The sequence below is a fragment of the Thiofilum sp. genome (genome assembly GCF_016711335.1).
Taxonomy (GTDB): Bacteria; Pseudomonadota; Gammaproteobacteria; order Thiotrichales; family Thiotrichaceae; genus Thiofilum.
The window spans coordinates 1-11327 of the sequence record NZ_JADJTF010000003.1; the positions used below are offsets into that span (position 1 = coordinate 1).

At 44.4% G+C, this 11327-nt stretch carries 14 protein-coding genes; 2 read left to right on the top strand and 12 right to left on the bottom strand.

What is annotated here, in order from left to right; translation table 11 throughout:
• The first annotated feature begins 194 nt into the window (after nt 1-194).
• Nucleotides 195-827 carry a ParA family partition ATPase gene (gene parA, locus IPL34_RS19055; protein WP_296843117.1) on the top strand — a complete coding sequence of 211 codons (633 nt, stop codon included), beginning with the start codon at nt 195-197 and terminating at the stop codon, nt 825-827.
• Nucleotides 824-1036, top strand: a complete 213-nt coding sequence (locus IPL34_RS19060) for a hypothetical protein (protein ID WP_296843118.1) — start codon at nt 824-826, stop codon at nt 1034-1036. Before parA ends, IPL34_RS19060 begins: the two co-directional genes overlap by 4 nt.
• Nucleotides 1037-1144: 108 nt before the next feature.
• Here the strand turns inward: IPL34_RS19060 and IPL34_RS19065 are convergent, their stop codons facing one another.
• The 12 genes from IPL34_RS19065 to IPL34_RS19120 form a co-directional block, all read right to left on the bottom strand.
• Nucleotides 1145-1699, bottom strand: a complete 555-nt coding sequence (locus IPL34_RS19065; protein ID WP_296843119.1) for a recombinase family protein — start codon at nt 1697-1699, stop codon at nt 1145-1147.
• A gap of 796 nt (nt 1700-2495) precedes the next feature.
• Nucleotides 2496-4532: a bifunctional DNA primase/polymerase gene (locus IPL34_RS19070; RefSeq protein ID WP_296843120.1), complete on the bottom strand. Its 2037-nt coding sequence runs from the start codon at nt 4530-4532 to the stop codon at nt 2496-2498.
• Nucleotide 4533: 1 nt separating this feature from the next.
• On the bottom strand, nt 4534-4788 hold the full coding sequence (locus IPL34_RS19075) for a hypothetical protein (RefSeq protein ID WP_296843121.1): 255 nt from the start codon (nt 4786-4788) through the stop codon (nt 4534-4536).
• 58 nt (nt 4789-4846) lie between these two features.
• Nucleotides 4847-5881: a hypothetical protein gene (locus IPL34_RS19080; RefSeq protein ID WP_296843122.1), complete on the bottom strand. Its 1035-nt coding sequence runs from the start codon at nt 5879-5881 to the stop codon at nt 4847-4849.
• 102 nt (nt 5882-5983) lie between these two features.
• Nucleotides 5984-7189 (bottom strand): FtsK/SpoIIIE domain-containing protein, encoded by a 1206-nt coding sequence (locus tag IPL34_RS19085; protein WP_296843123.1) that lies wholly within the window; start codon nt 7187-7189, stop codon nt 5984-5986.
• A complete protein-coding gene (locus IPL34_RS19090) occupies nt 7189-7998 on the bottom strand; it encodes a hypothetical protein (protein ID WP_296843124.1) in 810 nt (269 codons plus the stop codon). Before IPL34_RS19090 ends, IPL34_RS19085 begins: the two co-directional genes overlap by 1 nt.
• 115 nt (nt 7999-8113) lie before the next feature.
• Nucleotides 8114-8980: a hypothetical protein gene (locus IPL34_RS19095; RefSeq protein ID WP_296843125.1), complete on the bottom strand. Its 867-nt coding sequence runs from the start codon at nt 8978-8980 to the stop codon at nt 8114-8116.
• Nucleotides 8977-9150 carry a hypothetical protein gene (locus IPL34_RS19100; RefSeq protein WP_296843126.1) on the bottom strand — a complete coding sequence of 58 codons (174 nt, stop codon included), beginning with the start codon at nt 9148-9150 and terminating at the stop codon, nt 8977-8979. The genes IPL34_RS19095 and IPL34_RS19100 overlap by 4 nt, the downstream gene beginning before the upstream one ends.
• A complete protein-coding gene (locus IPL34_RS19105; protein ID WP_296843127.1) occupies nt 9147-9701 on the bottom strand; it encodes a hypothetical protein in 555 nt (184 codons plus the stop codon). The genes IPL34_RS19100 and IPL34_RS19105 overlap by 4 nt, the downstream gene beginning before the upstream one ends.
• Nucleotides 9698-9928 (bottom strand): hypothetical protein, encoded by a 231-nt coding sequence (locus IPL34_RS19110; protein WP_296843128.1) that lies wholly within the window; start codon nt 9926-9928, stop codon nt 9698-9700. The genes IPL34_RS19105 and IPL34_RS19110 overlap by 4 nt, the downstream gene beginning before the upstream one ends.
• Complete coding sequence (locus IPL34_RS19115) at nt 9921-10211, bottom strand: hypothetical protein (RefSeq protein WP_296843129.1); 291 nt, start codon at nt 10209-10211, stop codon at nt 9921-9923. Before IPL34_RS19115 ends, IPL34_RS19110 begins: the two co-directional genes overlap by 8 nt.
• Before the next feature lie 84 nt (nt 10212-10295).
• Nucleotides 10296-11186 (bottom strand): RepB family plasmid replication initiator protein, encoded by an 891-nt coding sequence (locus IPL34_RS19120; protein ID WP_296843130.1) that lies wholly within the window; start codon nt 11184-11186, stop codon nt 10296-10298.
• Nucleotides 11187-11327 lie beyond the last annotated feature (141 nt).

Sequence of the window (11327 nt, forward strand, 5' to 3'; positions counted from 1 at the left end):
CAGTCTCTAATATTAAATAGTGAATGTAAAATAAAGAGGGTTGCTTACGCACCTTAAGAAGAAAGAAAGCGATTGAACCAGCCTAGAATCATTCTAAAAATGCCTGTGTATGCCCTAGTTTGGATAAACAACTTTTCATACTCATTTACTTATAGGTGTATATACTCATTTACTCATCAAACGGAATTTAGCTTATGACTCAAGTCATTGCAGTACTTAATCAAAAAGGTGGAAGTGGCAAAACCACGATTGCTACTCATCTAGCCCATGCGCTGAAGTTAGCAAAATCTAAGGTGCTGTTAGTCGATTCAGACCCACAAGGCAGTGCCAGAGATTGGAATGAAGCGAATCAAGGGCAACTGCTACCCGTGATCGGGTTAGACCGTGAAACCTTGCCGACAGATTTAAAAGCGATAGCAGGCGGTTATGATTACGTGGTGATTGATGGTGCACCACAGATTGCTAAATTATCCGCCGCTGCTATCAAATGCGCGGATTTAGTACTGATTCCGGTACAGCCTTCACCCTTTGACATATGGGCTACTGCTGATCTAGTGGAACTAATTAAAACAAGGCAAGCGATTACAGACGGCAAGCCCTTAGCTGCATTTGTGATTAGTCGCGCTATTAAACACACCAAACTCTCTCAAGAGGTAAATGAGGCATTAGAAGGGTATGACTTGCCGATATTAAAGCAGGGGACTAACCAGCGGGTGATTTACCCCACAGTAGCCTCAACAGGTCAAACCGTGTTCAGTGAATCCGGTCATCCTGCTATAGAAGAAATACAGGCATTAACTCAAGAAGTCTTGGAGTTGCTGTCATGAGCCTAAAAAACGCGATGAAAGCCAAGAAAACGCGCACCACGCCACAAAAAGCTAAAGCCCTAGAGGAAGTAGCCCAAGAAGAAACCAAGCGCTTAAATGTCAATTTACCCGCCTCTTTGTTGAAGGCGTTCAAGATCAAAGCTACTTTAGAGGGTAAAGAAATGTCTGAGGTGATAAAAGCCTTTATTGAGCAGTATGTTAAGGTCTAGGCTCACATACTCACATACTCACATACTCACATACTCACATACTCATAGCTTATTACCAATAATTAGGCTTATAAATCGGCTTCTTGAGGTAGGAATAAAGGTAGGCAACTAAGACGCGGCTTTAATCACGTTATAGACACTAGCCACTGAAATACCTAACTGCTTAGCAATAGCGGGCTTAGTCATTCCAGCACTCAATAAGGCTTCTATTTCGGCTTTCTTAGCCTGTGCGGTAGCTTTACGTCCTTTATACACGCCTTCCTCTTTGGCTTTAGCAATGCCTTCTAATTGGCGCTCTTTACGGATATTGGTTTCAAACTCAGCAAAGATAGCCAACATCCCTAGAAAGGCTTTGCCGTGTGGTGTGCGCGTGTCAATGTTTTGATCCAGTGCGTGAATGGTAATACCGCGTGCTTCCAGATCATGAATCAGGTTTTGAAGATCACGCGCTGAACGCGCTAAACGATCAATCTTAGTGAATACCAGCGTGTCGCCTTCACGCAGATAGGCAAGGCATTCATCTAAAGCCGTGCGTCCGTTGGTGGTCGTTCCGGTTTTCTTCTCACTGAACGCTTTAGTGCAACCTGCCTCCTTAAGTCGTGCTAGTTGAGTGGTTAAGTCTTGGTCAGTAGTACTTACCCGTGCATAGCCAATCAGTGCCATAGTTGAGAACCTCGAATATTATAAATAGGGTTTAGATGTTTCTATAATATCCCTCTAAAAATACAAAATCAACCCTATTTAGAGGCTTTTTAGAGGGGTTTAGCAAGGTTTAGAAATTATAATTAGAGTATACCCTTGTTATAGGTCTTAACGATTCACTAGAGCGCTCCCTAAAAGTGGGGAACGTTAAGAGTGATTACCTGATTTTTCAGGAGAACGATTAGGCAAGGGTAGCGTTTCTAGGAACGACACCTAGCCCGTCCATTTTTGGAGGGGCTAGCATAGTGGCTGGAATCATGTTCCTGATTTTTCAGGAACGCACAGGCTCACATTTCAAATGTCACCCTAGAGGTTGAGCGCCCTCGGTTTTGAGGCGGCTGCATAGCATCACGCCCCCTTAAGTGCCATTTCAAGTGTGGCTTAAAGTGAGGTGTCCCCATTATTGGGGATACCACTATAAGCTTGTAGTCCTGAAGTCGGATTTGAAATCTGAGTATTTGCAAACTCCAGCAAACTAAATGTTCGTATGTTGCCGGGTAACTCGAAACGTTACCTTGCGTTACCAAAAAATCGAGTTAAGTAACTGATAGGCATGAACTTTATTTCAGTTGCAGGTAACTAGAGGTTGGTGTTTTACTAAATAAAACTAATACCATACCCTCCCAATGTTGTTTAAACATAGGCAAGCCTTTTTTTTAATAAACCATGACTTCAACTATTTTTCAATCAAAACAACTTGGTCAACTTAGCCAACTTGGTCAACTTTTCCCTGTGTGTGTAGTTTGGCTAAGTTGTTTTAAGCGGCGTCATTGATGGGTATTAAGGTGGTTTGATCTACCTCTTGGCTAGGCAAGTACCATACTGATTTAGCATCCCCTCGGCGTTTCCGATGTTTGATACCTAACTCTTTCTTAGCGCGTGATAGGGTTTTGCTACTGAAACCTAAATTTTTGGCTTCTTCCTCTAGGTCAGTTCTCAGCTTTTCACCCTGTGCTAGATAACGACTGAGAAACTCCTTAGCAGAGGCAAGCACAGTCGTACTATCTTCTGTTTCTGTAGTAGGTTTGATATAGCTTTGTATTTCATCATCAGAAACATGCGCCCCCCATGCAATGCCAGCGGTATGAATCGTCAAGCGACGTTCAGGAAAAGAAGCTTCTTGGCTTTCCACTTCATACAAATACCCTTCTTCGTCTTTAGCTAGGTTAGTATCGCCTCGAAAGAATAGCCGTTGTCCCTCAGTATCTTTAGGTTTTATGGCATACCACACCATTCTAGCCACTTGTAAGAAGGCTGAACTGCCAATAATACGCTCGCCTAGTCCGCCTGATTCTCCGGTGGATTTTCTAAAGTGAGTAATGCCTAGTATTGCCATACCATACTTTTGTGCCATTTCGGTGAGCGGTAACAGTGCCATTCTCACCTGTAAGGCGTTATTCATGTCATGCGTGACCGATACAATCGGGTCAATGATCAACAAAGCAGGTGGCTTTTCTAGGTGGCTAATCTTTTCTACTAGCAAGGGTAAATCAGTAGCAGGGTTAAAGGGTTGGTTTCGCCCTTCCGTTTCCACATGGTCAACAAATAAAACGTTGTCGAGGTTAGCACCAGCGGCTTTGAATCTAGGGACAATGGTGTCGTCTAAATCATCCTCAGAAGTCCAAAACATCACTGAGGCAATCGAGGCTTGCTTACCATCGGGAAACTTTCCCCCACGGGTTATAGTAGCGGCTATATCAATCGCTAGTAAGGTTTTACCTGTCTTGGGAGCACCTACCAATAGGGTGAGTTTGCCTTTAGGTAGCCAGTCCTGCCATGCCCACGCTAAGGGTTTTGGCTCAATAGAGGAGGCAGCAATTAATTTAACTTGATCTAAAGCAGTGCCATAAGTGGGGTAAATCGGTGTGGGTTTAGCTTCCTTACGTGCTTCAGAAGGTTGTGTTTGAGGTTTAGGTTGCCCTTTGGCGGGATTCTGCCACCCGTATTGACTGGCAATATGAAACACGGTAGCCACATTGATCTGTGAATGGGCAAAGCTGCGCCATTTTGCCGCCATTTCCTTTTCAACGTACTTGGTACTCCCCTTACTCCAACCGTCCCATAAGCTAAAACCAACCTCGCCCTTGCTATACAGCGCCATGCCGATACGTGTCCATGTGTCATAGTCATCAGCAGGTATGCACAAAAGCGCGTCTTGTAGGTCGCTTAATTGTTGTTCTGAATCAGGAATCAAGACAGGTCTAGGTGAGGGAATCACGGTGGTAGTGGGTTTGGGATGAGTACCTAACGCTAAAATAGCCGCTATCCATGCCTGTGGTAAGTCGGCTATGGTGGTACACTCCCCTACTCGCTGGTATGTCCCTGTGCTGGTTTTACCCTTGGGGTCGGCTTCTGCCTTTAAAACCGAAGGTGCAGCCACCACATAACCGCCTTCAGCCCGTATATCTACCCCTTGTCCTAACTGGTTAGCACTGGATTTTAGAGCTAAGTCTTTAGGGTAGTGAAAGTACTGATGAAAGCCACCCGACGGCGTTGAAATCGTTAGGGTATCGGGTAGTTCACCATACTGCTGACTCAAGCGATATAACTCTATACGCCCGTCTACGCCCCCTTTTACGTCAATATCAATCACCACTAACCCATTGCCACAACACAAGCCTAGGTTGTAGTGAGGGGTAGGATGATTAAACCATTGGTCAATTTGGTTGATGTTGGTTGTTCCATCCTTTAAACCATGAGCGGTAGCAGGAATTTTTAAAGACTCACGCAAGGGGAATACGTTAAATCCCTTGTTTGCCCAATAGGTAGCAGCCGCTAGTAACGGATTCGTCATATCAATGCTCCCCACCCTTTACTTGAAAAAGATAAGGGGCAGAGTTTTTAATACGTTGATCCCGCTGAATAGCTTTTCTAATTTTTGCCCCAAACTTTATACGTGAGGCTACCTCTATAAGCCACTCGCTGGTATGGATGCTTGCCTCTATATCGTTTGTTTCTAGCGAATATTTAGTAGCTGCATAGGCATGTTCTAGCACAGTGCGGTTAGCATCATCATCATATGCTTTGATAATTTCAGTTTCGTATTTCATATCTAACAACCTAAATGTTGGAAAGGTTGTTATTTCATAATAGTTGTAAGGGGTCAGTCTAAGGTCTCAAGTTACTACCTTCTTCTTTTACTCCTTTTTTCCGTTTTTGGTTATGAACAGGCGCATTATCTTCCCCATAGTAATGATTACGTTTTCTTGTATTTTCTATTTGAGTGGCGGTAAACCCATTTTCAGATAAAACAGAATTGAGCTTTTCTAAATCCTCTTTAGCAAGTATTATTTTACCCTCTGCATTTGGTTTATCCTGTAACCCCAAGTCCTTAATAACTTTTTTAAAGACTTTATTTTGAAAAGCATTATTACTCGTAAGGTAGGCTTTCGCATTTTCTTGATCAACTATATTGAGTTTAGATAGTAGTCTTAAATAGTAAAAAGGCTTATCCTTGGAATCCCCCACTTCATTTGTAGTCGACGCAGTTAGAGAAGTGTCTTTTTTCGTATCTTCAAATGTTGCGTTTACTTGATAGTTATTTGTAACTAATGAAACCACTTTCAACTCTTTTTCATCTGATTTATAGGAGTTATCTTTATTAAACCACTCGATAAAAAGCTCTAAAATGAAGTCTTGAATATAAAAATACTTTTCGGTAGGTTCTGGAAGAGTTAAAGTGCCTGTAGGTAAATCCTCAAACTCTAACTTCAACGATGCAAGCATTTCATAATTTTCAGGCTCACACATATACTCATCAATAATTTTATTTAAAGTTGCTATATCCGCTATCGAGTAATGCTGCTCATCAGAATCTATAAAACTAAAAAAACCTTTAGTTGGTGCTTGATTAGCTAAAGCTTTTAGATATTTAACGCCATCTTCTGTTCTTGTTAAGTCAACATACCCATTAAATACTCCTACTGTATAGTGCGTTGTACGAGCACATAGCGCACAATACTCAGAAGATTCATACTCATAATGTGGAATAATATAGGGCACATTCTCTAATTTACATTGTAAATATAGTGGTACGTGCTGATTAGCATGGTGTCTTAAAATATCCTCCCAAGTCCAAGTATAATTAGTCCGTTTATTAAGCTCGACTAATGCTTGAGAAATATGTAATAACATTTTGCCCATAACTCTTTCAGTCCTTTTTATCTTAAGCACATTACTTAGGTAGCGAATCACAATCTTAATTAAACGCTTAGCGTATCGGATTATATCCATGATCATTCCCGATTAGTATTTAGCCATAAACACACCACGCCCCTGCACCAACTTATGCCCACCGACTCGGAATAAAAACGCCCCTTCACCTACCAAGCCCTCAGCGCCTACCTCATCTATGGCGACCAGAGAGGCGGTTTTATCCGGTACACGTAGGGCTAGACGCACGTCTAACATATCGCGCATCTCAGTAGGTAATTGATCCGCTTTAGGCTTTTGAATGCCCAATGTCACAAATACCCCTGCACTGCGATGCACCCGTAAAAGCTCACCTAGGGCTAACTCCACCGCGTCCTTATTCAAGGCTCTAAGCTGTGGGTATTCATCGATATAAACCAAAATAGGATTAGGGCAAATAGCAGGGCATTTCTTTTTATATTCAAACCAATTATCACAATCTGCCTTTACTATTTCCTGCATCCTTTCTCTAGCACGCTGGTTTATTTCAGTGAGTATTTCTAATCCCTCATTCATATCAGCGGTGAATTGATTACAAGATTCACGTCTAAGCGTGCCTTTTGCATCGATAATATAAATCTCTGGATTTAAACCACTTAAACGCATGGCGTGCATATCGGCTCTAATCACCTCGGTTTTACCCGCGCCTGTTGTGCCCGATATGAGCATATGAGGGGATTGTTGGCGGTGATAGGTCACGGGTTGCCCTTGTACGTCTAAGCCCACATAACCTATTAACTCATTAGGCTTAAGCTGGCTTTCATCAAAAGGCACGGCTTGCCATTCACTGCGAGGCAAGGGCGCTAAAATAATGCTTAAATCACGCGCTGCTGTGGGAATAAACCCTAGTTCATCCGGCGCTATGCCTAAGACACTCGCTACCCTAGGCAATGCCTTAGCTAATTCTTGCGGGTTATCGGTACTGATTTTAAAGAGACGGTATTGAGCGCTACGCGATTCTAGGGCGATTAAATCCTTATTCCCTGTGGCTTTGCGTAGTCGTTCCGTTACCAAGTCGTTCACGTTAGCGATTGCATCCGGGGCATTGATCAAGTCATCTAAAGGACTATCGAATAAATACCCGTCTCGACTGTCCCTAGTACGGTATTGGTTAGCCAGATAGAGCGCCCCCAATGCGCCTACCGTCATAGCGGGTGAATCGGTCAAGAGTGCGGTACTGATAGCCGCTAGGGCAATACCTGCCATAGAGCCATAGCTTTTAGGAATGATGGAATCAGGATTGAATTTGCCAATAAACATTATTCAGCACTCCCTAGTGTGGCGTGTTGTACGGATAAAGTAGGCATAGGCGGTTGTAGTGTGGGTTGCAGTGCTAAGGGTGCGAGTTGGGGACTGTTGGCGGGTGTGCCTGTGGGTTGGAGGATTCCCCCAATAACGACCGCACCTAGTAAAACCATAATCACCAAGGGCATAGCGTTAGCTTTTGCCCAATCGAAAGGGGTTTTAGGCGTGGCAGGCAGTGAGGCGGCTAAGCGTTCCGCTTCTTGAGCGGCATTAAGGGCTTGCATCGTGGCTTGCTTGCGGCTTTGGGCAATCAGGGCTTGCTTACGTGCCAACTCTAACAATCTAGCCTCATTCGCAGCCGTGGCTTGTTGTTTGCGTAGCGCTTGCGTGCTTTCTACATCTAAGACGGGTTTTAGGTACTCCAAGAAAGAGGGCTTAGCTCCTATCCTTTCGGCAATCTGCCACTGATAGGAGCGCTCACCTAAGCGCAAGATAATACCTAGCTCTACCATAAGCGGGATTAATTTGGTTTGGAGTAGGTTCGCACTAAATTCTGGAGTTGCGGCAAGGGTGCAGACTTCACGCAAAGCGATAGGCGCACCACAATCATAATGATTCACTAAGGCTAATAACCCGCTTACGTACTGCTCACGGTCGCCATTATGTGCCTTGACGGTATCGCTAATCAGCCTCACAGAGTGCGCTTTTATAATCAGGCTATGGATAGCCTCACGTCCTTTTTGATTACGTAAATCAGCCTTTTTAAGTTCTGCTACTAATTTATCGTGTACGGTTTGGTTGTCGTCTAGAGTATTCGGTGTCATGGTTTTAAGCCTCAATTGCTTAAAAAGTAGCCCGTTATAAGTCCGTTATAACCCCGCACTAAAAAAAGACGGGATTTTGGAGGGTATCGGGCTGCTTTTTTTGGGTTGGGGTGCGTTATCGGGTAAAGGTGTCGAGTAGGTCACTAATGAGGGATTTATCCCCGCATAATTCAGTGCGCTGATTGATAGCCTCCTCTCCTAACTTGGCATAGTCACTGGTTCGTGTTCCGTTCCCGTCTCGACTATCCTTGCCTCGCAAGTACCAGCTATTAGCTGCACCACTACCCTTTAAATGTGCGCTTGCAACGTAGCCTGCTATCCGGTTAGGGTTAGTCTTAATCAGTGCTCTTGAGCTAAAACCCGCGCCTACGTTGGTATTAGCCAAACTAATAAAGGCGGCATCTTGTAAGCGTGGAGTGCTTAAAAAATGCTGATAGTTACTACCTAGCCAGTTCGCACTATTACGCAAGAATACCCCGTGTTCAGGATTTAGCCCTTGTCTAACCCGCTTAGGTGCTTGCTGTACGGCTTGAGTGCTGATTAGTCCCACGGTAGCCAGTGCGGACGCGCCAAACTGATAACCGCCTAGATAACCGTAAGGGTTTACAATCTGGTAGTTATGGCTAGATTCGCGTGCTCTTAATGTCACCATGAGGCGGCAAGTCTGTACTGCATCTAAGCCTCTAATGGCATTTTCAGCGATTATGCTAGGGGTAGAGCGGTCTACATGCCCCAAAGCGTCACTAATCCACACGCCTAGGCTTGCCGATTCATTACCGATGTAATCCGTGACCTGTTCATAAGTGGCGCTCAAATAGGGAATATCACGGGTTTTTAAGGTGTAGTCGGCTATGGAGAACGCCACCAAACCAAGGATGCACGCATAGAGTTGCGGCATCCGTGGCAGGGTTTGGGCTAAGAGTTCGCTAGTCTGTGCTTCAATCCGGTCTAGGCGGCTCATGATTTGAGTGTCGAGGCTCATAGTATTAGCCCCTTCCACTGTTCAAAGTGCTCCCATAGGAGAGCACCCAACCCTTTGAGGGAATCGCCTGTAATCGCTTGAGCTAGCGTATGCGCTGCGCCGTTCATAATCAGCACCCACGCTATGAGCCAAACCCAAAAGGGGCTGGTATAGCTCAAGAGCTTATTCATGGTGCTTTCCTCCACACGTAGCGCTTGCCGTCCGTGGCGATTGAGCAATTGAGGCGACCTTGTGGTGTGCGTGTCCAATCCTTTGAGGCTTCGATACATTCCGCTATCTCAGCTTGATTAAGAGGACGCACCGCTTGCCATTGCACGGCTGCACCTTGCTTAGTGATAGCGTTCTGGTTGCCTGCATTGCCCTCTAGTGCTTGTAAGCCCTGATTGCTGGCAGTGCTTGCCCCCTTAGCAGCGGCTTGTTTAGCAGCTTCTAGCATGTTGGAGGCTTGCCGTGTGTTGATCGATGCGCCTGCATAGCTAAGGGCAATTACCACAATACCTAAGCCTAACCATCCGGCTACAGGTTCACGGCTCTTTAAAATGGCACTCCCTACCAAGGCACTTAAGCAAGAGGCGGCAAAGTCAGGAATAGCACCGCCTGCTACATCGATAATCGGGATTTCACTGAACCACAGACTACCCACACTCAAGACTCCCAACCCAAGGGCGCTATAACCTACAATGCTAGGAATCGCGCTATTAGCGGCATAGGTAAAGCTCATGCTGCCACCTCCTGACCTTGAATCAATAAGCCCTGCAAAAGCTGTTCACGGCTGCCTAGGTGTCGGTGATGAGTGAGGTATTCATCAAAGGCAGTGGGTAAGCGCCCCCTTCCTGTCCAGTAATAGGTACTACCATTCACGTTAAGCTGGTACTTAGGGGCAATGGAACGCGGTTGCACAGGTAGGAATAAATCTAATTGTGGTAAGCGTGAGTGACGGTCAATCATGGCTCACCTCCCATTGACTCAGATCGTAGCTAGCACCTAGCTTTTCATTGGCATACTGCAATTCTGCTCTAATGTGTTGGCGGTTATGCTGTATAGCAAAGACTAGGCGTGGAATGTGATTCTTGTCCAAGTGCTGATATTTGCGCTTAGCAATCAGTAACACGAACTCCATGACTTCCTGTTGATCACGCTCGTTCAGGGATTGAAAGGCTTGCTTGAGTTCCTCTAGAGAAGTTGCACCTGTATTTTGAGTAGGCGCGGCTGTGCTATGCTGTTCTAGCATGTTGACGACTCCTTTTAAGTCTGGTCGTTGGTGTGAAGTCCTGCCTTGGTGCGTCAACACCTTGGTAGGGCGATTATTAAAACTCTATGCTTTTGCTTTTTTAGCTGGTTTTAAGAGGGTTTCTAAAGGTACACCTCCTAAGGCTGCCAGCTTCTTTAAATGCTCCAAATCTGCTTTACTTTCTCTTTCATCCGGTACAGATGCAGGCTTAGTGTTGGGCTTTGCATCCGGTAGAGCAGGGCGCTTAGTTTCCTGCTTTGGTTTGGTGTCACTCTTGAGCTTTATAGTGAACTCCAAGTCAGTTATGCGCCTACCTGTCTTTTTAGTCTCATAGGCGGCTTGCAAGTCGGTGTGTTGGTTTACGTCGTCTAAGCCTTTGTCAATTACATGCAACTTAAAATCCTTGATAGAAGGGTACTGATACCCGCCTTTAGTATCCTTTAGGGCTAATAAATCCTTAAGTTCATTAAGTGGAATGGTTTTAATCTTGGATTTATCACCCATTAGCCAACATTTGAATAGCTCGTAAAATCTAAGCCCATAAACACTATTCATGCTTGCCACATATTCAATATTGTATCTGGTGAAATTACCCTCAAGCATTGAAATATACGGCAGTACCTTTAAGCCAAAATACAGGCATACAGCGCCTTCATTTGGTATGTAAGTAACAGCCTGAACCCAACGTGTTTTAGTACTTGTTGAGCTTGGAATGTCTTTATCTGGCTTGTAAATCATTACCCTTCTTTCAAAAAGAGTATCTGCAACATCCTTTAAATCACTATAGGAACGCTTTTCTGATACGCCAAAAGTGCTAGAAAAATCAGAAGCTCTTACTATGAACTTTGTATCTTGCGTTATAGCTTGTCCTTTCTTTATCTGCTGAATGCAAAGCAGAATTAAGCGCTGCTCATTCAGAGTTAGGCGGTAACTTGCCTCAATTACATCATTAGACTTTACTATCAGTTCGCCCATAATTTAGGAATCCGTTTATATGTTCCTAATGCTATTACATAGGAATCTAATTGTAAATACCTAAGCAAGTACCGGATTACTCCTAAGCAAGTACCGGATTACTCCTACTTTCACCGCCTTTTACTCCTAAGCAAGTACCGG

What these genes read in the sequence shown, in the direction of transcription:
- IPL34_RS19060 (WP_296843118.1), top strand. Translation starts at nt 824, where the DNA reads ATGAGCCTAAAAAACGCGATGAAAGCCAAGAAAACGCGCACCACGCCA.
- IPL34_RS19085 (WP_296843123.1), bottom strand. Translation starts at nt 7,189, where the DNA reads ATGTTTATTGGCAAATTCAATCCTGATTCCATCATTCCTAAAAGCTAT.
- IPL34_RS19120 (WP_296843130.1), bottom strand. Translation starts at nt 11,186, where the DNA reads ATGGGCGAACTGATAGTAAAGTCTAATGATGTAATTGAGGCAAGTTAC.
- IPL34_RS19080 (WP_296843122.1), bottom strand. Translation starts at nt 5,881, where the DNA reads ATGGGCAAAATGTTATTACATATTTCTCAAGCATTAGTCGAGCTTAAT.
- parA (WP_296843117.1), top strand. Translation starts at nt 195, where the DNA reads ATGACTCAAGTCATTGCAGTACTTAATCAAAAAGGTGGAAGTGGCAAA.
- IPL34_RS19100 (WP_296843126.1), bottom strand. Translation starts at nt 9,150, where the DNA reads ATGAATAAGCTCTTGAGCTATACCAGCCCCTTTTGGGTTTGGCTCATA.
- IPL34_RS19115 (WP_296843129.1), bottom strand. Translation starts at nt 10,211, where the DNA reads ATGCTAGAACAGCATAGCACAGCCGCGCCTACTCAAAATACAGGTGCA.
- IPL34_RS19095 (WP_296843125.1), bottom strand. Translation starts at nt 8,980, where the DNA reads ATGAGCCTCGACACTCAAATCATGAGCCGCCTAGACCGGATTGAAGCA.
- IPL34_RS19105 (WP_296843127.1), bottom strand. Translation starts at nt 9,701, where the DNA reads ATGAGCTTTACCTATGCCGCTAATAGCGCGATTCCTAGCATTGTAGGT.
- IPL34_RS19075 (WP_296843121.1), bottom strand. Translation starts at nt 4,788, where the DNA reads ATGAAATACGAAACTGAAATTATCAAAGCATATGATGATGATGCTAAC.
- IPL34_RS19110 (WP_296843128.1), bottom strand. Translation starts at nt 9,928, where the DNA reads ATGATTGACCGTCACTCACGCTTACCACAATTAGATTTATTCCTACCT.
- IPL34_RS19070 (WP_296843120.1), bottom strand. Translation starts at nt 4,532, where the DNA reads ATGACGAATCCGTTACTAGCGGCTGCTACCTATTGGGCAAACAAGGGA.
- IPL34_RS19065 (WP_296843119.1), bottom strand. Translation starts at nt 1,699, where the DNA reads ATGGCACTGATTGGCTATGCACGGGTAAGTACTACTGACCAAGACTTA.
- IPL34_RS19090 (WP_296843124.1), bottom strand. Translation starts at nt 7,998, where the DNA reads ATGACACCGAATACTCTAGACGACAACCAAACCGTACACGATAAATTA.